Origin of the sequence: Streptococcus sp. oral taxon 431, assembly GCF_001553685.1 — a bacterium.
Taxonomy (GTDB): domain Bacteria; phylum Bacillota; class Bacilli; order Lactobacillales; family Streptococcaceae; genus Streptococcus.
Map to the genome: position 1 here is coordinate 1,040,832 of NZ_CP014264.1, position 19,700 is coordinate 1,060,531.

At 38.8% G+C, this 19,700-nt stretch carries 21 protein-coding genes, 1 tRNA gene and 1 riboswitch; of the genes, 15 read left to right on the forward strand and 7 right to left on the reverse strand.

Annotation, left to right across the window (positions count from 1 at the left end):
* Nucleotides 1-6: 6 nt before the first annotated feature.
* From AXE83_RS04905 to AXE83_RS10975, 4 genes are all read left to right on the forward strand, one after another.
* On the forward strand, nucleotides 7-198 hold the full coding sequence (locus AXE83_RS04905; protein ID WP_075229473.1) for a PspC domain-containing protein: 192 nt from the start codon (nucleotides 7-9) through the stop codon (nucleotides 196-198).
* Between the two features lie 30 nt (nucleotides 199-228).
* Nucleotides 229-363 (forward strand): DUF4044 domain-containing protein, encoded by a 135-nt coding sequence (locus tag AXE83_RS04910; RefSeq protein ID WP_049548929.1) that lies wholly within the window; start codon nucleotides 229-231, stop codon nucleotides 361-363.
* A gap of 75 nt (nucleotides 364-438) precedes the next feature.
* A complete protein-coding gene (gene obgE / locus AXE83_RS04915; protein ID WP_060955643.1) occupies nucleotides 439-1,749 on the forward strand; it encodes a GTPase ObgE in 1,311 nt (436 codons plus the stop codon).
* A 9-nt stretch (nucleotides 1,750-1,758) separates the two neighbouring features.
* On the forward strand, nucleotides 1,759-1,923 hold the full coding sequence (locus AXE83_RS10975) for a hypothetical protein (protein ID WP_049502767.1): 165 nt from the start codon (nucleotides 1,759-1,761) through the stop codon (nucleotides 1,921-1,923).
* A 35-nt stretch (nucleotides 1,924-1,958) separates the two neighbouring features.
* Here AXE83_RS10975 and AXE83_RS04925 read toward each other — a convergent pair whose 3' ends face one another.
* Both AXE83_RS04925 and AXE83_RS04930 read right to left on the reverse strand, forming a co-directional pair.
* Entirely contained in the window at nucleotides 1,959-2,429 is a 471-nt protein-coding gene (locus AXE83_RS04925; RefSeq protein ID WP_001030117.1) for an arginine repressor, read from the reverse strand.
* A complete protein-coding gene (locus AXE83_RS04930; protein ID WP_060955644.1) occupies nucleotides 2,380-4,719 on the reverse strand; it encodes a Xaa-Pro dipeptidyl-peptidase in 2,340 nt (779 codons plus the stop codon). Before AXE83_RS04930 ends, AXE83_RS04925 begins: the two co-directional genes overlap by 50 nt.
* Before the next feature lie 179 nt (nucleotides 4,720-4,898).
* Here AXE83_RS04930 and mutY point away from each other — a divergent pair, with 179 nt between their 5' ends.
* From mutY to AXE83_RS04950, 4 genes are all read left to right on the forward strand, one after another.
* A complete protein-coding gene (mutY, locus tag AXE83_RS04935) occupies nucleotides 4,899-6,062 on the forward strand; it encodes an A/G-specific adenine glycosylase (RefSeq protein WP_060955645.1) in 1,164 nt (387 codons plus the stop codon).
* 64 nt (nucleotides 6,063-6,126) lie between these two features.
* Nucleotides 6,127-6,831: a response regulator YycF gene (yycF, locus tag AXE83_RS04940; protein WP_060955646.1), complete on the forward strand. Its 705-nt coding sequence runs from the start codon at nucleotides 6,127-6,129 to the stop codon at nucleotides 6,829-6,831.
* Nucleotides 6,824-8,173 (forward strand): cell wall metabolism sensor histidine kinase VicK, encoded by a 1,350-nt coding sequence (gene vicK / locus AXE83_RS04945; protein WP_060955647.1) that lies wholly within the window; start codon nucleotides 6,824-6,826, stop codon nucleotides 8,171-8,173. The genes yycF and vicK overlap by 8 nt, the downstream gene beginning before the upstream one ends.
* 1 nt (nucleotide 8,174) lies before the next feature.
* Nucleotides 8,175-8,984 (forward strand): MBL fold metallo-hydrolase, encoded by an 810-nt coding sequence (locus AXE83_RS04950; protein ID WP_060955648.1) that lies wholly within the window; start codon nucleotides 8,175-8,177, stop codon nucleotides 8,982-8,984.
* Between the two features lie 37 nt (nucleotides 8,985-9,021).
* Here the strand turns inward: AXE83_RS04950 and AXE83_RS04955 are convergent, their stop codons facing one another.
* Together AXE83_RS04955 and AXE83_RS04960 are read right to left on the reverse strand one after the other, a co-directional pair.
* The gene (locus tag AXE83_RS04955) at nucleotides 9,022-9,369 is read right to left on the reverse strand and encodes a PedC/BrcD family bacteriocin maturation disulfide isomerase (protein ID WP_060955649.1); all 348 of its coding nucleotides are present in this window, start codon (nucleotides 9,367-9,369) and stop codon (nucleotides 9,022-9,024) included.
* 258 nt (nucleotides 9,370-9,627) lie between these two features.
* Nucleotides 9,628-11,346, reverse strand: coding sequence for a phospho-sugar mutase (locus AXE83_RS04960; RefSeq protein ID WP_060955650.1), 1,719 nt, complete (start codon nucleotides 11,344-11,346; stop codon nucleotides 9,628-9,630).
* A gap of 152 nt (nucleotides 11,347-11,498) precedes the next feature.
* Here AXE83_RS04960 and AXE83_RS04965 point away from each other — a divergent pair, with 152 nt between their 5' ends.
* The 3 genes from AXE83_RS04965 (at nucleotide 11,499) to AXE83_RS04975 (ending at nucleotide 15,507) form a co-directional block, all read left to right on the forward strand.
* Nucleotides 11,499-13,400: an ABC-F family ATP-binding cassette domain-containing protein gene (locus AXE83_RS04965; protein WP_060955651.1), complete on the forward strand. Its 1,902-nt coding sequence runs from the start codon at nucleotides 11,499-11,501 to the stop codon at nucleotides 13,398-13,400.
* Between the two features lies 1 nt (nucleotide 13,401).
* Nucleotides 13,402-14,265 (forward strand): XRE/MutR family transcriptional regulator, encoded by an 864-nt coding sequence (locus AXE83_RS04970; protein WP_060955652.1) that lies wholly within the window; start codon nucleotides 13,402-13,404, stop codon nucleotides 14,263-14,265.
* 75 nt (nucleotides 14,266-14,340) lie between these two features.
* A complete protein-coding gene (locus AXE83_RS04975) occupies nucleotides 14,341-15,507 on the forward strand; it encodes an MFS transporter (protein WP_060955653.1) in 1,167 nt (388 codons plus the stop codon).
* A 42-nt stretch (nucleotides 15,508-15,549) separates the two neighbouring features.
* Here AXE83_RS04975 and AXE83_RS04980 read toward each other — a convergent pair.
* The 3 genes from AXE83_RS04980 to AXE83_RS04990 all read right to left on the reverse strand — a co-directional run bounded on the left by AXE83_RS04980 (nucleotide 15,550) and on the right by AXE83_RS04990 (nucleotide 16,616).
* Nucleotides 15,550-15,621 (reverse strand) — tRNA-Arg (locus tag AXE83_RS04980).
* Nucleotides 15,622-15,728: 107 nt separating this feature from the next.
* Nucleotides 15,729-16,109 carry a large conductance mechanosensitive channel protein MscL gene (mscL, locus tag AXE83_RS04985; protein ID WP_060955654.1) on the reverse strand — a complete coding sequence of 127 codons (381 nt, stop codon included), beginning with the start codon at nucleotides 16,107-16,109 and terminating at the stop codon, nucleotides 15,729-15,731.
* Nucleotides 16,110-16,181: 72 nt separating this feature from the next.
* Complete coding sequence (locus AXE83_RS04990; protein ID WP_060956372.1) at nucleotides 16,182-16,616, reverse strand: GtrA family protein; 435 nt, start codon at nucleotides 16,614-16,616, stop codon at nucleotides 16,182-16,184.
* A gap of 28 nt (nucleotides 16,617-16,644) precedes the next feature.
* A riboswitch (PreQ1 riboswitch) is annotated at nucleotides 16,645-16,742 on the forward strand.
* Between AXE83_RS04990 and AXE83_RS04995 the strand changes: the two genes are divergently transcribed.
* From AXE83_RS04995 to AXE83_RS05010, 4 genes are all read left to right on the forward strand, one after another.
* The gene (locus tag AXE83_RS04995) at nucleotides 16,740-17,249 is read left to right on the forward strand and encodes a QueT transporter family protein (protein WP_060955655.1); all 510 of its coding nucleotides are present in this window, start codon (nucleotides 16,740-16,742) and stop codon (nucleotides 17,247-17,249) included. It overlaps the preceding riboswitch by 3 nt.
* Before the next feature lie 111 nt (nucleotides 17,250-17,360).
* Complete coding sequence (locus AXE83_RS05000) at nucleotides 17,361-17,777, forward strand: hypothetical protein (protein ID WP_060955656.1); 417 nt, start codon at nucleotides 17,361-17,363, stop codon at nucleotides 17,775-17,777.
* Between the two features lie 66 nt (nucleotides 17,778-17,843).
* Nucleotides 17,844-18,491 carry a hypothetical protein gene (locus tag AXE83_RS05005; protein WP_060955657.1) on the forward strand — a complete coding sequence of 216 codons (648 nt, stop codon included), beginning with the start codon at nucleotides 17,844-17,846 and terminating at the stop codon, nucleotides 18,489-18,491.
* Nucleotides 18,492-18,562: 71 nt separating this feature from the next.
* Entirely contained in the window at nucleotides 18,563-19,360 is a 798-nt protein-coding gene (locus AXE83_RS05010) for a formate/nitrite transporter family protein (protein WP_060955658.1), read from the forward strand.
* Nucleotides 19,361-19,700: the final 340 nt, after the last annotated feature.

Genomic DNA, 19,700 nt, shown 5'->3' on the forward strand with positions numbered 1-19,700 from the left:
GAAGAAATGAAAAAGAAATTTATGAGAAGTAGTCGAGATCAAAAAATAGGTGGAGTATGCGCTGGTTTAGCAAATTATTTTGATATTGATCCGACAATCGTACGTGTAATCTGGGGAGTTCTAGCTTTTTGTTATGGTAGTGGACTGATTGCTTACTTGATCTTGTGGGCAATTGCTCCAGTCTCGGAAGAATATTAAAAATAGGGAATTATAGAAAAGGAGAAAATAATGGCATTTGGTGATAATGGAAAACGTAAAAAAACATTTTTTGAGAAATTGACACTATTCGTCGTCTTGATTATGTTGTTTGTAACCTTAGCAGGTATTTTTGCTACAGCCATTGGTGTATTTAGCAGATTCTAGGAAACTAGAATTTCTAGCAAGTAGTAATAGTTGGTGACTGGGATTTCCCAGCCCTTTTTAAAGTGAGAAAAGAATATGAGTATGTTTTTAGATACAGCCAAGATTAAGGTCAAGGCTGGAAATGGTGGCGATGGCATGGTTGCTTTTCGCCGAGAAAAATATGTCCCTAATGGAGGACCATGGGGTGGTGACGGTGGCCGTGGTGGTAACGTTGTTTTCGTTGTAGATGAAGGTTTACGTACCCTGATGGACTTCCGTTACAATCGTCATTTTAAAGCCCAATCGGGTGAAAAAGGGATGACCAAAGGAATGCACGGACGCGGTGCAGAAGACTTGATTGTTCGAGTACCGCAAGGAACAACTGTTCGTGATGCAGAAACTGGAAAAGTTATTACTGACTTGATTGAGCACGGTCAAGAGTTTATCGTTGCTCACGGTGGTCGAGGTGGTCGTGGAAATATCCGTTTTGCGACACCAAAAAATCCTGCTCCAGAGATTTCTGAAAATGGAGAACCTGGTCAGGAGCGTGAGTTACAGTTAGAGCTTAAAATCCTTGCGGATGTTGGTTTGATTGGCTTCCCTTCAGTTGGTAAATCAACTCTACTCAGTGTGATTACCTCTGCAAAACCTAAAATTGGTGCCTACCACTTTACAACAATCGTTCCTAATCTTGGTATGGTCCGTACCCAGTCAGGTGAGTCCTTTGCAGTGGCAGACCTCCCTGGTTTGATCGAAGGCGCTAGTCAAGGTGTGGGCTTGGGAACTCAATTCCTTCGCCATATTGAGCGTACTCGCGTTATCCTTCACATCATTGATATGTCAGCCAGTGAAGGTCGCGATCCTTACGAAGATTATCTAGCTATTAACAAAGAGTTGGAATCTTACAACCTTCGTCTGATGGAGCGTCCGCAAATTATTGTTGCTAATAAGATGGATATGCCAGAGAGTCAAGAAAACCTTGAAGAATTCAAGAAAAAATTGGCAGCTAACTATGATGAGTTCGAGGATCTTCCAGCCATCTTCCCAATCTCTGGTTTGACTAAGCAAGGTCTTGCACCTTTACTAGATGCAACAGCAGAGCTTCTTGATAAGACGCCAGAATTCCTTCTTTATGATGAGTCAGAAATGGAAGAAGAAGTTTATTATGGCTTTGACGAAGAAGAAAAACCATTTGAAATTAGTCGTGATGACGATGCAACTTGGGTACTTTCAGGTGAAAAACTCATTAAACTCTTTAACATGACTAACTTTGATCGTGATGAGTCTGTCATGAAGTTTGCTCGTCAGTTGCGTGGTATGGGAGTTGATGAAGCTCTCCGTGCCCGTGGTGCCAAGGATGGAGATCTAGTTCGTATCGGCAAATTTGAGTTTGAGTTTGTAGACTAGGAGATAGCTATGGGAGATAAACCGATATCTTTCCGAGATGCTGATGGAAATTTTGTTTCTGCAGCAGACGTCTGGAATGAGAAAAAGTTAGAAGAACTCTTTAATCGCCTCAATCCAAATCGTGCTTTGAGACTAGCAAGAACTAAAAAACAAGCTGAAAACAACAAATCATAAAATAAACCCGTGATGATAGTCATCACGGGATTTTGTTAGCGATCAAAAAATAGAGGTGGTGCAAACTGTTTGAGGCGCTCAAAGCAAGATTGAGCTTGTTCCTTATCCTCGCAGATAACCAAACAGACATCATTTCCACAGATAGTAGCTACAATTTCAGGGAAGTTTAGGGCATCCAAGATGGATCCGAAGGACTGTGCTAATCCTGGATAGGTTTTGATGACAACCTGGTGTTGGACAGGTTGCATCATGTAGAGGGCTTCCTCCATATACACTTCTAGCCGTTTTTCCCACTTGGATGTAGAGCCAGTGTTGATTGAATAATAGGAGTGTTCACCTTCACGAATCTTAGAAAGATTCATCAGATTGATGTCTCTTGAAAGTGTTGCTTGTGTGACCTGTACTCCGTTTTCAATCAGTAGTTCTTGTAATTCAGTTTGGGTATGAATTTTTTGTTTAGTGATTAGGGCTCGGATGAGCTGGTGTCTTTGCTCGGCTTTGTTCATCTACAGTTACCTCCCTTTGAAAAGGTATCTCAAGACTTGACTGTGCAAGGTCTACAGTCAAGTGATAGTCTGTATTGTCACGTACAGTAATCTCAAAGTCTGTTGTGTAAAGAACGAGACGTACTGTATCTCCTTCTTTTAGTTTGTAAATAGTTGGTTGGAGTTCAAATTGGAATTCCAACCATTCATATGGTTTAACTTCTTCAATTTTCAATAAATCATGACGATTTTGAAGATTGAGATAGCCTTTGGTGATAACACGCTGTGCATTTGGACTAAATGGTAGTTCGCAAAGGTTTTCCAGCATGTGGTAACGACCATTATCAATCGTACGAGCAGCCAAAACTCCTGGATATGGTTGTAGGTATTTCTTTTGACCAAGTTCGAGAAGTTGAGCAGAAAGTAAGCCTTTGTTTGTACTTGACTTGAGACGAAGGTTTAGTTTAACACGACCATTGATATGAAGATCTTCAGTCACTGGAAGATCAATGGTAATCTGATTCACCTTACCTTGATAAAGTTCATTGTTAAAGGTTTGGTAAGTCTTTCCAAATCGTTCGAAGTCAGAATCTTGGTAATGATTTTCAATGACAGCTTCTTCAGTACCTAAAGAGAAAGTTTTAGGGTCAGTTTGATTTCCAAAATCTTCAAGTGACAGCCAGGTTTGAGGAGCAGTATTGTCTTGCCAAACGACTCTTGGAAGTTGGTAGTCAGTTTCTTGGTCCAATAATTTCTGCGTCAAAAGAGCATTCATGGATTCACGGAAATCAATAGATTGCCAATTGTTCATATAAACATGGGCGCCGTTATGGTAAAAGAGATGTTTCTTAATATTGCTTGGAAGAGCATTGAACATTTGATAGACATGAAGTGGTTTTACATTCCAGTCTTGCGAACCGTGGGTAAAGACAACATCAGCCTTAACTTTGTGAGCATTAAGAAGGTAGTTTCTGTCATGCCAAAATTGGTTATAATCCCCAGTTTTACGGTCTAGATTTTTCTTCAGTTCTTCTATAGAATCTTTATGAGCCTCGTTTCCACGAATATAGTCACCAGCTAAGAGATTACGAGAATAAGTTAATTCATCTAATGAATCGAAGTCCTCTCCTGGATAGCCACCAGGGCTTGTTACCAGACCATTTTCTCGGTAATAGTTGTACCAAGAAGAAATACCGGCTTCAGCAATGATGACCTCTAAACCATCAACTCCTGTAGTAGCAAGACCATTTGACATTGTTCCTAGATAAGAAAGACCAGTAGTGGCGACTTTACCATTGGACCAGTCAGCCTTGACTTGACGTTTACGACTATGGTCTGTAAAGGCGCGACAACGGCCATTGAGCCAATCAATGATATTTTTATAGGCTTCAACTTGTCGATAGTCACCATTAGTCATCTGACCTTGAGAATCCTTTGTACCAAGACCAGATACGTAGATATTTGCAAATCCTCTTGGAAGGAAGTAGTCGTTAAGTGTGTAGCTGCTATTGATATGAGTCAGTTTTTCTTCAGCTTCTGAAACGAGGTCTGCTTGGCCAACTGGCTCAACCAAGTCTAATGTTGGATTTGCTAGAGAAATTTCATGTGGTTCCTTGACTTCTAGCTCAGCTTCCATTTTGTAAAGAGCTTTATCGCTTGCTTTATCATTGGTTCCTTGATGGTAAGGACTTGCCGTCATAACTGCTGGAATTTTGCCATTGTAAGTCGGACGGATGATGCTAACCTTGACTAAATCAGGTAGACCATCATTATCAGAATCAATACGAGTTTCTACATAAACAACTTCACGAATAACATTGTTAGTTGAGAAAGTAGCCAAACTCTTTCCATTGAAGTAGTGGTAATCATTGTCCTCAGGGATAAGACCATCACTAACTAGCTGATCAATCAAGGTATTTCCCTTTTTAGTGCGCGTGTTAAGGAGTTGATAGAGATTGTCAATCAAAACTCCGTATACAATAGGGAATGCCGTTTCTTTATGAAAAGCTAGACCATCTTCAAAGTCTATTAAGTAGTTGAAACCAAGCAACTGAAAGGCAACAGTATAGAAAATTTCTGAAGTTAATTCACGATCAGAATTGAAGAAAGTGAGTAGATCAGTTTCTTTGTCAACCGCTAAAGTTGAAAGGGGATAATCCGTATTTTTGTAATTGAAAAAATAAGTTCTAACAAAAGCTTCAAACTGTTCTTTATCAGAATTTGATTGATCAAGCTTGAACCCAAGGTTGGATAATTCCTGTAAAGCTTCTTGCTGGCTTACAGGATAGTAACTGAATTGATTAAAACGCATAGATGCCTCCTTTGAAGAATCATTCTGAATTTATTATATCAAAAAAGAAGGGAAAATGATAGAATCAGCTGGTTTGGAAAGGTTAAATTGCTATTAATCTAACAGAGTTTAAGAGAGTGTTTTAACAAGCCCTATCTTGATTTTTTGAGTATCCTAAAAGGTTATGCTATACTAGAAATATGTTAGATTTGGAGAAATATGGTGTGACCATGTGGGAAGAGGACAAGATTTTCTCTTTCCGTCAAAAATTATTAGCCTGGTATGACGAAAACAAGCGTGATTTACCCTGGAGACGAAGCAAGAATCCTTATCATATCTGGGTATCTGAAATTATGTTGCAGCAGACTCGAGTTGATACCGTCATTCCCTATTATGAACGATTTTTAGAATGGTTTCCAACTGTTGAAAGCTTAGCAAATGCAGCTGAGGAACGCTTATTAAAAGCTTGGGAAGGACTTGGCTATTATTCTCGTGTCCGCAATATGCAAACAGCCGCTCAACAGATTATGAGTGAATTTGAAGGCAAGTTTCCGTCAACTTATGCAGGTATTTCGAGTTTAAAAGGGATTGGTCCTTATACAGCTGGTGCAATTTCTAGTATTGCCTTTAACCTTCCACAGCCTGCAGTAGATGGCAATGTTATGCGTGTTTTGGCACGTTTGTTTGAAGTCAATCATGATATTGGAAATCCTAGCAATCGAAAAATATTTCAAGCGATGATGGAAGTTCTAATAGATCCTGATCGTCCAGGTGATTTCAATCAGGCTTTGATGGATTTAGGTTCAGATATTGAGGCTCCTGTTAATCCAAGACCGGAGGAGAGTCCTGTTAAAGAGTTCAGTGCTGCTTACCAACATGGGACCATGGATCGCTATCCCATTAAGGCTCCAAAGAAAAAGCCAATCCCTATTTATCTAAAGGCTCTTGTAGTGCAAAATAGTCAGGGGCAGTTTCTATTAGAGAAGAATGAGAGTGAAAAACTCTTGGCTGGATTTTGGCATTTTCCCTTGATTGAAGTTGATGAATTCTCAGACCAGACTCAGGACCTGGACCTTTTTAGTCAAGTAGAGGAGCCAATTCTAGAACTGGGACCATCTCCACAGGAGAGTTTTGAACAGGACTATGATTTTGAAGTTGATTGGCAAGATCTACGTTTTGAAGAGGTTAAGCACATTTTTAGCCATCGAAAATGGCATATTCAGATAATTGCAGGGCGAGTTGCTGAGTCGCAGGAATACGCTGATAGAGAAGTCCTTTGGTTAAGTCCAGAAGAATTTAATAATTATCCCCTAGCCAAACCTCAGCAAAAGATCTGGCAAGCCTACTTGAAAAGAAGCTGCTAGTATCGGTCTTTCGTGTCTTCTTTACATTTTTTTGGTATAATGAGATAAGGAAAAAGGTGACTAAATGAAAAAAATACTAATTGTAGATGATGAAAAACCCATCTCAGATATTATAAAATTTAATATGACCAAGGAAGGTTATGAAGTTGTAACTGCTTTCAATGGTCGTGAAGCTCTTGAACAATTTGAAGCTGAGCAACCAGATATTATTATCTTGGATTTGATGCTTCCAGAGATTGATGGACTTGAGGTCGCAAAAACTATTCGTAAGACAAGTAGTGTTCCAATTATCATGCTTTCAGCTAAAGACAGCGAGTTTGATAAGGTTATCGGTCTTGAACTTGGGGCGGATGACTATGTAACTAAGCCCTTTTCAAATCGTGAACTACAGGCCCGTGTTAAGGCCTTACTTCGCCGTACAGAGCTAGCTTCTGCTGATAACCAAGAGCCTGAAACGAAACTACAAAGTCTGCAAATCGGTGACTTGGAGATCCTCCCAGATGCTTATGTCGCTAAGAAATATGGTGAAGAGTTAGACCTAACCCACCGCGAATTCGAACTCTTACATCATTTAGCTTCTCATATTGGTCAAGTGATCACCCGTGAGCACCTCCTTGAGACTGTTTGGGGTTATGACTACTTTGGGGATGTCCGTACAGTAGACGTAACCATTAGACGCTTGCGCGAGAAGATTGAAGATACACCAAGTAGACCTGAATACATCCTAACTCGTCGTGGAGTGGGATATTATATGAGAAATAATGATTGAAGTAATTAAACAAACAATTTTGACGAGTGACTTTATCTTTATCCTCATCCTAATTGGCTTTATTATGCTAGTGACTTTTCTTCTGCTTGAGAGCCGTCGTGATAATATTCGCCTTAGACAATTAAACCAGAAGGTTAAGGATTTGATTGCTGGTGATTATTCTCAGGTTTTGGATATGCAAGGTAGCTCAGAGATAACTAATATCACTAACAATCTTAATGATTTGTCAGAAGTAATCCGTTTGACTCAGGAAAATCTGGAACAAGAGAGTAAAAGGTTGCATAGTATCTTGTCCTACATGACAGACGGAGTACTTGCGACCAATCGTCGTGGTCAGATTATCATGATTAATGACATGGCTAAGAGACAACTTGGAGTTGAAAGGGATGATGCTCTTAATCAAAATATCTTAGAGTTACTCAAAATTGAAGAAGAGTATGAGCTGAGAGATCTCATTACGCAAAGTCCTGAATTGATGATTTATTCCCAAAATGTGAATGGCGAGTATATCAGCTTGCGCGTGCGTTTTGCCTTGATTCGTAGAGAGTCTGGTTTTATCTCTGGTTTAGTAGCAGTCCTACATGATACGACTGAACAAGAGAAGGAAGAACGTGAGAGAAGGCTTTTCGTTTCGAACGTTAGTCATGAGTTGCGTACACCTTTGACAAGTGTTAAATCTTATCTTGAGGCCTTGGACGAAGGAGCTCTAACAGAACCAGTTGCCCCTGATTTTATCAAGGTTTCTCTGGACGAAACCAACCGTATGATGCGGATGGTGACGGACCTCTTGCACCTCTCACGGATTGACAATGAGACCAGTCACTTGGATGTTGAGTTGATTAACTTTACTGCCTTTATCACTTTTATTCTCAATCGTTTTGATAAGATGAGAAGTCAGGATGAGGAGAAGAAGTACGAGTTGGTGAGAGATTATCCGATTAACTCTGTTTGGATTGAAATTGATACGGATAAGATGATCCAGGTGATTGATAATATTCTAAATAACGCCATCAAATATTCACCAGATGGTGGAAAAATCACTGTAAGCATGAAAACTACAGATGATCAGATGATTTTGTCTATCTCCGACCAAGGTCTAGGGATTCCAAAGCAAGATTTGCCGAAGATTTTTGACCGTTTCTATCGAGTAGACAGAGCAAGAAGTCGTGCCCAAGGTGGAACAGGACTAGGATTGGCTATTGCTAAGGAAATCATCAAGCAACATAAGGGCTTTATTTGGGCAAAGAGTGAATATGGCAAGGGCTCTACTTTTACCATCGTACTTCCATACGATAAAGATGCCGTGAAAGAAGAGATTTGGGAGGATGAACTAGAAGACTAGAATGAGTGATATCGGTTTTAAATACAGTATTTTAGCATCGGGTTCCAGTGGAAATTCTTTTTACTTGGAAACACCAAAAAAGAAAATTTTAGTAGATGCGGGACTCTCAGGCAAAAAAATTACAAGCCTCTTGAGTGAAATCAATCGTAAACCAGAGGATTTGGATGCTATCTTAATAACCCATGAGCATTCAGATCATATCCACGGTGTGGGCGTCCTTGCTCGTAAGTACGGCATGGATCTTTATGCCAATGAGAAAACTTGGCAGGCTATGGAAAATAGTAAGTATCTCGGTAAAGTTGACTCGTCGCAAAAGCATATTTTCGAGATGGGTAAAACCAAATCCTTTGGCGACATCGATATCGAGAGCTTCGGTGTGAGTCATGATGCAGTCGCTCCCCAGTTTTATCGTTTTATGAAGGACGATAAGAGCTTTGTCATGCTGACGGATACAGGCTATGTTAGTGACCGTATGGCTGGCATTGTCGAGAATGCAGATGGCTACCTGATCGAGTCAAATCATGATGTTGAAATCCTGCGAGCAGGATCCTACGCATGGCGACTCAAACAACGCATCCTGTCTGATCTTGGACATCTCTCAAATGAAGATGGCGCAGACGCCATGATTCGCACACTAGGTAATCGCACCAAGAAGATTTACCTAGGCCATTTGTCTAAGGAAAATAATATCAAGGAGCTAGCCCACATGACCATGGTCAATCAGTTAGCTCAGGCAGATCTGGGAGTAGGAGTAGACTTTCAAGTTTACGATACTTCACCAGACACCGCAACACCATTGACTGAGATATAAAAAAAGAAGGCCTATGCCTTCTTTTTTATAGACTATCTTACAACCCAGCAAATTCTTTGATTTCTTGAGCTGACATTGAAGAATCGCAACGGACATTGATTTGTCCATTTTTAACATGAACGAATCCTGGTACAGTTGGGATTTCGTAGCGTGAGCGGAAGTCTTGTAAAGCTTCAAGTTGGCTTGGCTCTTCACTATTAATGAAGTAGATGTGTGCTTTGGTTTCAGCCACTACACCAGCCAATGTGCCAGCAAATTTACGGCAGTAAGGACAAGTTTTACGTCCGATAAAGAAAGTTGCTGTTTCTTGATTGTCGAGCGCTTCTTGAGCACGCGCAACTGTTGTCACTTCAAGATCTTTGATGTTTTCTAAAAATTGTTCCATGAGAATACCTCGCTTTTTTTGATAAAACTAGTATGCCATAAAAATGCTAAAATTGCTCAGTTTTGATACGGAAATAGATGGTGGGACAGAAATCAGTAAACTAAGTCTGATTTTCTAGTCCGATATCCCTGTGTCTTTAAAGATATCGAAACTGAAGTTTTGGTCAAAAGAGTTAAAAGAAGACATAAATTACAGTCAGCTTTTACTTCATCTTCAAAAATAAAGGTCAGGATTTTTCCCGACCTTTATATAGTTGCTTTATTTTACAAAAGCATTGATTTCAGCTTCGATGTTAGCAATCTTAGTTTGTGAATCTTCGTTGCTTTCACCAACAACTGCAATGTAGAACTTGATTTTTGGTTCTGTACCTGAAGGACGAACTGCAATCCATGAACCATCTGCAAGAGTGTATTTCAATACATCACTTGGGGGAGTAGTCAAGGCTGTTACAGTGCCATCAGCGGCAGTAGAAGTTTGTGCTTTGAAGTCTTCTACGACAGTGATTTCTGTTGCGTTAAATTCTTTAGGCCCGTTTTCACGGAATTTCGCCATAATTGCTTTGATTTGCTCAGCACCGTCAACACCAGAGAGGGTAACAGAGATTGTCTTTTCAGAATAGTAGCCGTACTCTTTGTAGATTTCCTCGATACCATCTGCAAGAGTCAAACCACGAGAGCGGTAGTAGGCAGCAAGTTCAGCAACGACAAGAACAGCTTGGATAGCATCTTTATCACGCACGAATGGTTTAATCAAGTAACCGAAGCTTTCTTCAAATCCCATCATGTAAGTGTGATTGTGTTTTTCTTCGAATTCTTGGATTTTTTCAGCGATAAATTTGAAACCAGTCAAGACGTTGAACATAGTTGCGCCGTAGCTTTCAGCAATCTTAGTTACCAAGTCAGTTGATACGATAGATTTGCAAAGGGCTGCATTTTCTGGAAGTGTACCAGCATTTTTGTGAGCTTCCAAAATGTATTTGGCCATGATGGCACCGATTTGGTTCCCTGAAAGGTTAAGGTAGCTTCCGTCTTTTTGAAGGACTTCAACACCGACACGGTCAGCGTCAGGGTCAGTTGCGACAAGAACATCAGCCCCTACTTGGCGACCAAGTTCTTCTGCAAGTGCAAAGGCTGCTTGGCTTTCTGGGTTTGGAGATTTAACAGTTGAGAAGTCTGGGTCTGGGGTAGCTTGAGCTTCAACAACTTGAACTGAGTCGAATCCTGCTTGTGCAAGAGCACGACGCGCCAACATTTCACCAGTACCGTGAAGAGGAGTGTAGACAATCTTCATGTCCTTACCAAACTCTTCAATCAAAGCTGGGTTGATGTTCACATCTTTGACTTCTTTGAGGTATTCGGTATCGACTGCTTCGCCAATAACTTCAATCAAACCAGATGCTTTTTCAGCTTCTACATCAGCAACTTCAATAGCAAATGGATTTTCGATAGCACGGATATAAGTTGTCAAAGCATCCGCATCGTGTGGAGGCATTTGACCACCATCTTCTCCGTAAACCTTGTAACCATTAAATGGAGCAGGATTGTGGCTAGCAGTAATCATGATACCTGCGAAGCAGTTGAGGTGACGAACAGCAAATGAAAGCTCTGGCGTTGGACGGAGACTTTCAAAAACATAAGATTTAATACCGTGTTTAGCAAGAACTGCTGCAGATTCAAAGGCAAATTCTGGAGAGAAGTGACGGCTATCATAAGCGATGGCTACACCACGTTCTTTTTCGTTTCCACCTTTTGACTCAATCAAACGAGCCAAACCTTCAGTTGCTTGACGGACAACGTAGATGTTAATGCGGTTAGTACCAGCACCAATCAATCCACGCATACCTGCAGTACCAAACTCAAGATTGGTATAGAATGCGTCTTCTTTAGTTTTCTCGTCCATGTTTTCCAAATCATGACGAAGGTAGTCTGGAAGTTCTGCGAAATCAACCCATTTTTGGTAGTTTTCTTGGTAAGACATAGGAAATCTCCTTTAATATATAATCTAATCGCTTACATTATACCACGATTTGAAGTTTTAGTAAAACGTTAGCATGAGTTTCTGAAAAAGTTATGAAATGTACCTAAACCACAAGTCTTGAACGGCTTACCGAAACATGCTATACTAACTGTATGATTATTTTACAAGCTAATAAAATTGAACGTTCTTTTGCTGGAGAGGTTCTTTTTGATAATATAAACCTACAAGTGGATGCAAGAGACCGTATTGCCCTCGTTGGGAAAAATGGTGCTGGGAAGTCTACTTTGCTCAAGATATTGGTTGGAGAAGAGGAGCCAACCACTGGTGAAATCAATAAGAAAAAAGATATTTCCCTCTCTTATCTAGCACAGGATAGTCGCTTTGAGTCTGAAAATACAATTTACGATGAAATGCTACATGTATTTGATGACTTGCGTCGTACTGAAAGACAACTTCGACAGATGGAGTTGGAGATGGGGGAAAAGACTGGTGCAGAATTAGACAAACTTATGTCTGACTATGATCGACTATCAGAAAATTTCCGTCAGGCTGGAGGATTTACCTACGAAGCCGCTATTCGCTCTATCTTAAATGGATTCAAGTTTGACGAGTCCATGTGGCAGATGCGAATCGCTGAGCTTTCCGGTGGTCAAAATACCCGTTTAGCCCTTGCCAAAATGCTCCTTGAAAAGCCTAATCTCTTGGTCTTGGACGAGCCGACTAACCACTTAGATATTGAAACGATTGCTTGGTTAGAAAACTATTTGGTCAACTACAGTGGTGCCTTGATTATCGTCAGCCATGACCGTTATTTCCTCGATAAGGTTGCGACCATAACACTCGACTTAACCAAACATTCTTTAGATAGATATGTAGGAAACTACTCAAGTTTTGTGGAGCAGAAGGAGCAGAAGCTCACAACTGAAGCCAAAAACTACGAAAAGCAGCAGAAGGAAATTGCTGCCTTAGAAGACTTTGTTAACCGAAATCTTGTTCGAGCATCAACAACCAAACGTGCTCAATCTCGACGCAAGCAACTGGAGAAAATGGAGCGCTTGGACAAGCCTGAAGCTGGGAAAAAGTCAGCTAATATGACCTTCCATTCTGACAGGGTATCTGGTAATGTCGTTTTGACAGTTGAAAATGCTGCTATTGGCTATGATGGTGAAATCTTATCAGAACCAATCAACCTTGATCTTCGTAAGATGAATGCTATTGCCATTGTTGGTCCTAACGGTATTGGTAAGTCAACCTTTATTAAATCCATTGTGGATCAGATTCCCTTTATCAAGGGTGAGAAGCGCTTTGGTGCTAATGTTGAGGTTGGTTACTATGACCAGACTCAGAGCAAACTAACACCGAGTAATACAGTCTTAGACGAACTCTGGAATGATTTCAAGCTGACTCCTGAACTTGAAATCCGTAATCGCCTAGGTGCCTTCCTTTTTTCTGGTGACGATGTTAAGAAATCTGTTGGGATGCTGTCAGGTGGTGAACGAGCTCGTCTGCTTCTAGCTAAACTTTCAATGGAAAACAACAACTTCCTGATTCTAGACGAGCCGACAAACCACTTGGACATCGATAGCAAGGAAGTGTTGGAAAATGCCCTGATTGCCTTTGATGGGACCTTGCTTTTTGTCAGCCACGACCGCTACTTTATCAACCGTGTAGCGACTCATGTGCTAGAATTGTCCGAAAATGGATCAACACTTTATCTTGGTGATTATGACTATTATGTTGATAAAAAATCAGAGCTAGTAGCTAGTCAAGAGGAAGAAGCGGCAACTTATAGCCAAGAAAATGAGGTTTCTCCAGTTACTGACTACCAAGCTCAAAAGGAAAGTCAAAAAGAACTTCGTAAGTTAATGAGACAAATTGAAAGTCTTGAGACAGAAATCGAAGAACTGGAAACTCAAGCCCAAGCTATCTCTGAACAAATGCATACCACCAATGATGCAGATGAACTCATGCAATTACAAGCAGAACTGGATAAAATTAGCCATCGTCAAGAAGAAGCAATGCTAGAGTGGGAAGAATTATCGGAGCAGGTGTAAGATGGAACATCTTGGAAAAGTCTTTCGTGAATTTCGAATCAGTAAAAATTACTCTCTAAAAGAAGCTGCAGGAGAGGCCTGTTCAACCTCCCAATTATCTCGCTTTGAATTGGGGGAGTCGGATCTGGCTGCATCTCGTTTCTTTGAAATATTAGATAATATTCATGTGACGATTGAGAATTTTATGGATAAGACTAGAAATTTTCAACATCATGAGCATGTCGGCTTGATGGCTCAGATTATTCCACTTTACTACTCAAATGATATTGCAGGTTTTCAAAAACTTCAAGAAGAACAACTTGAAAAAGCTAAGAGTTCAACAAATCCCCTCTATTTTGAACTGAACTGGATTTTGTTACAAGGTCTGATTTGTCAAAGAGATGTTAGCTTCACTATGAAGCAAGGTGATCTGGATAAGGTGGCAGATTATCTTTTCCAAACAGATGAATGGACCATGTATGAGTTGATCCTCTTTGGCAATCTCTATAGCTTTTATGATGTGGACTATGTTACTCGCCTTGGTAGAGAAGTGATGGAGAGGGAGGATTTCTACAAAGAAATTGGACGCCATCGAAAACTGGTCTTGATTTTAGCTCTTAATTGTTACCAGCATTGTTTAGAACATCTTGCTTTTGAAAATGCCAACTACTTTGAAGCTTATATTGAGAAGATCATAGGTAAGAGCATCAAACTCTATGAGCGTAATGTTTTCCACTTTCTTAAAGGCTTTGCCCTTTATCAGAAGGGACAAAAAAAAGAAGGTTGTAAGCAAATGCAGGAAGCAATGCATATTTTTGACCTGCTTGAGCTTCCAGAGCAGGTAGCCTACTATCAGGAACATTACGATAAATTTGTAAAAAATTAATTTCCCAAATAAGGGAAAAATAAGAAATTCCTTCAAGTTTTGATACAATAGTTTCAAAATTTGAGAGGAGTTTTTATGAATCGATATGCAGTACAGTTGATTAGTCGTGGAGCTATTAACAAACTAGGAAATATGCTCTATGATTATGGAAATAGTGTTTGGTTGGCATCGATGGGAACGATTGGGCAAACCGTTCTAGGGATTTATCAGATTTCTGAACTCGTTACATCCATTCTAGTCAATCCTTTTGGTGGAGTGATTTCAGATCGTTTTTCCCGTCGCAAGATTTTGATGACGACCGACTTGGTTTGTGGAATTCTTTGTCTGGCTATTTCTTTTATAAGGAACGACAGCTGGATGATTGGAGCTTTGATCTTTGCTAATATTGTTCAAGCGATTGCCTTTGCATTTTCTCGCACTGCCAATAAAGCTATTATCACAGAGGTGGTAGCAAAGGACGAGATAGTGACCTATAACTCTCGCTTGGAGTTAGTTTTACAGGTTGTAGGAGTCAGTTCTCCGGTGCTTTCTTTCCTTGTTTTACAATTTGCAAGTCTTCACATGACGCTCTTACTAGATGCTCTGACTTTTTTCATTGCTTTTGCCCTAGTTGCTTTACTTCCAAAAAAAGAACCAAAGGTTCAAGAGCAGAAGAGTTTTACTGGGAAAGATATTTTTGCGGATATCAAAGATGGCTTGCACTATATCAGGCATCAAAAAGAAATTTTCTTTCTCTTGTTAGTGGCTTCAAGTGTGAATTTCTTTTTTGCAGCTTTTGAGTTTTTGCTCCCTTTTTCAAATAAACTCTATGGTGTAGACGGAGCCTATGCGACTATCTTAACCATGGGTGCAATTGGCTCAATCATCGGAGCACTGATAGCAAATAAATTTAAATCGAGCATGAATACACTTTTATTCTTATTGATCCTCACAGGAGTAGGAGTTTTCATGATGGGCTTACCACTGCCTAATTTTCTTACTTTTTCAGGAAACCTAGTTTGTGAATTATTTATGACAATTTTTAATATTCACTTTTTCACTCAGGTACAGACCAAGGTTGACGGAGACTATCTGGGAAGAGTATTGAGTACCATTTTTACACTGGCAATTCTCTTTATGCCGATTGCGAAAGGTTTGATGACCTTTCTACCAAGTGTGCAATTAGTTTCCTTTTTAATCATCGGACTCGGAGTTATTCTTCTTTCGTTGGTATCAATGATCTATATTCAAAGACAAGATTAATACAGAAAAAACAGCGACTTCGCTGTTTTTCGTTTAAATCTATCCACCCTGAGGGAATCGAACCCCCATCTCAAGAACCGGAATCTTACGTGATATCCATTACACTAAGGGTGGAAACTTTAATTATTATATCAAAAAAGAGAGCTGAACTCAAGTTTTTTCTAAGCTCAGTAAAAGGAGAATAAAAAAGGATTCAGTATTGAACCGAATCCTCTATATGATTATTTTTTCTCAAGAAGAGCTTTGATTTCTTGAAGAACTTCCAACTCAGTTGGACCAGCAGGTGCTTCTTCAACAACCTCTTCTTTTTTAGTAAGGCTTTGAGCTTTTTCCATAGCTTTAATCACAAAGAATAGAACAGTACCAACTACAAGGAAGTTGATAACAGCACTCAAGAATTTACCATATGTAACACCATTCCATGCAAGCTCAGCGATGTTTTGTACTTTCGCAGCTTCCAAGGCTGGGTTCAATAGGAGTGGAGTGATGATATCATTAACAAATGAAGTAATGATAGCACCAAAAGCAGAAGCGATGATCACACCGACAGCAAGGTCTACAACATTACCGCGGAGCAAAAATTCTTTAAGATCTTTTAACATTTTCATAATTTCCTTTCAAAATTTAACAGTTTTAATTATAGTATAATAGTCATTAGAATGCAAGAAGTATGCTTATTGTTTTTTAAAAACAAAAACTTTACTGAAGATGTAATTAAGGACTATGATAGTAACTTGTGCAAAAATAGTCTCAATTGTATTGATAGTATTGAGATTATCACCTACAAACTGACCGATAATATGGGGGAAGCTCGTCACAAAAATAAAGGTCAAAAGCAGGTCTAAGAGGAAGGTAATGAATCTTGCGGTCGTAAATTTTATCAGACGCTTGAACCAATTTTTTCGTTTTTGTTTAAAAACAATGGTATCATTGGTGAAAAAAGCAAAAAGAATTCCAGCTATATTTCCCAAAGCAGTCGCCCATAATTCTTGTTGGCAAAGGTAAAAAATTGTGATACGAACAATGATCGAAACAAGAGTAGTTGCAACTCCAAAAAATAAGTAAGAGAGGATTTCATTGTCGAAAAATTTTTTTATGGATATTTTCATAAAAACAGTATAGCATAAAGGACATAAATGTGCTATACTTGAAAGGTTGACTTGCTCAACCCTTGGTGCTTAGCTTCTTTCACCAAGCATATTTTACGCGGGTTAATCGCTAAAGGAGAAAATATGAAAAAACTAACTATCCGTGATATGGCAGATATTGCCATTGTCGCAGCTATTTATGTGGTTTTGACAATCACACCACCCCTTAATGCTATCAGTTACGGTGCTTATCAGTTCCGTATTTCTGAAATGATGAATTTCCTTGCCTTTTACAATCCTAAGTACATTATCGGTGTTACTCTTGGATGTATGATTGCAAATTTCTTCAGTTTTGGAATCATCGATGTCGCAGTTGGTGGAGGCTCTACGCTTGTCTTCCTAAGTTTAGGCGTATGGTTGTTTAGCAAGTATAAAAAAGACTATCTTTTTAATGGATTGATTCGTAAAGATCATTTCTTCTTTTCAATTCTTTTTTCGATTTCAATGATCACAATTGCTGCTGAATTGAACATCGTAGCTGAAGCACCTTTCTTCTTAACTTGGTTTACAACTGCTATCGGAGAATTCGCTTCCTTGATTGTTGGTGCTATTCTTATCGGAAAAATCGGTAAACGTCTTGATTTGACTAGATAATGAAATCATATCAAGTATTCATGAAAAGGTCTGAACTCTGTTCAGTCTTTTTCTATAGCCCCAGACTCTCAACAAAAGTGGTATAATAAAGAAAAAAGGAATTATTTTAATATGTATAGTTATCGTATTTCAGTTTTTGAAGTCCTTTGGAAAAATCAGGTCATTAGATTTTTGTTAATTTTTTTAGCACTATTTTATTTCTATCTTTTTTTCCAAAGAGTTAAGACATCCTTAAAAAGTGGTGGGAGTATGTTAGATCCTTTTCATATTGCAAAGGGAAGATTATACATTCACACGATTATTCTTTTTAGAAAAAGGATTGTTCCTCTAGCTGAAATTAGACAGATTGATATTGATTACATTCGAGGGAGAAGAATGAATGGGGACAGGTATCATCTGTATTTTACAAGGAAAGATGGAAAATCTTTTACTTTTCATTTTGGGAAAAGCAAAAGAAACGAGGAGTTAGTGAAAAATCTTGCCAATGTGGCCAAGAAGTGCCATATTAAAATCTATTATTATTATTAAGAGTCGATTGCTAAAATTGAATTGTTGTCACTTGTGACAATTGTCAAAGTCAGGAGAGTAGCTAATATGCTTCAACTACAAGTAATAAGAGAAGATAATCAACTGAGAAACTTATTGATGAAAGAATGCGATATTCTATTTTATGACCAGTTGAAAGAGGTTGAATTTTCTCAGAACAATGAAGTTTATTCTCTTTCGCCCATAGCCTTTGCTAAAGACGGTAGTGGGGGAGAATATGTAATTCTTGAGGATGAGAGTATCGGCTTTATAGGGAGTGAAGGCCAAGTTGGTCGGGTAGCAGAAAGCCTTGATAACTTGCTTACTTTCTTAATTCATGCTGGTTCTATCTCAGACTTTTCTTGTCGGTTACTCTACCAAAACAAGGATTTGTTGGCAAAATTCTGTCAGGGATTTATCAACAAAGCACGACAAAATTACCAGTCAAAAGGCGAAAAGTGGGACAAAGTGAGAACTCTACTTGCACAAGAGTTGGGACTTGAATTTCAGCCAGAAAAACTGCAAGAGTTAGCCTTCAATTTTTATCAATCAGCGATAAGAACTCCACTATTTACTTGTAAATATGGTCATGGTGAGAATGAATATGTCTGCGATTCTGTTTTGTCAGATATTGTCGGCTTGTGGGTTTCAGAGCTGGTAGGGTTGACTGCAGAAGAAATTGTAGCTTTTGCTAGCACTAAATACAATCAAATGTAAAGAACAAAAATTTATTTCCACTTAAAATATTTTATGTTATAATATTAACAATTATATTTTAAGGAGTTTATATGAGTTCTTCAGAATTTATTTCAAAGATTGATTATTATTGCCATAAGAAAGAAAGTTTATTTGACCAAAGTAAGTTTAAATATGCCATTCGTTCGATGTTTGCAGGTGCTTTCTTAACCTTTAGTACAGCCGCTGGGGCCATAGGTGCTGATCTACTCAATAGCATCGTTCCAAGTGCTGGTTATTTCCTATTTCCCTTTGTATTTGCATGGGGACTTGCCTATATCGTTTTCTTGAATGCCGAGTTGGTGACGTCAAATATGATGTACTTGACAGCTGGAACATTTTTGAAGAAGATTGATTGGAAAAAAGCCTTTATCATTTTACTCTATTGTGCCTTTTTCAACTTAGTTGGCGCTCTGTTAGCAGGTTGGTGCTTTGCTAACTCATCGGCTTTTTCACACCTGACACACGACAGTTATCTTCCAAAGATTGTAGCTAAGAAGTTGGCACGACCTAGTGAGTTGGTCTTGTTGGAGGGGATTTTGGCAAATATGTTCGTAAATATTGCCATTCTATCTTCAATTTTGGTTAAGGATAGCAATGCCAAACTCTGGATTATCTTGTCAGCTATTTCTATGTTTGTTTTCTTATCTAACGAGCATATTGCAGCTAACTTTTCATCTTTTAGCATTATTAAATTCAGCATTGTTTCTGATCAAATTGCTAACTTTGATATTCCAAATATCCTACGTCATTGGAGTGTTACCTTCATTGCTAACTTGATTGGTGGAGGATTCCTAATAGGTTTACCATACGCTTATCTTAATAAAAATGAAGAGACTTATGTTGATTAGCACTTAGCTCTTACTAAATAAAATGAAAATCAATAATAGAGGAGGTCGGGACTAAAAATCCAGACCTCGATTTTTTTTCTAAAGAACTTTTTGATAAAAACGTTATTTTCTCTGTCTATAAATTCAAACAAATTATTAGTGCATGGACTTTTGCTGAAAAATAAAGAGACTCTTTTGTAAATTCATATAGAACAAAATAAAAACGTATATTAAATATATAGAGTAGAGAATTTGAAGATAAAGAGTTGAAAACATTAAAGATGCTGATACAAAGTAAATGGAAACGATTGCTAAAAGTGATCAAAATATTGTAAATAGAATTAAGAAAGCCTTCCCATAA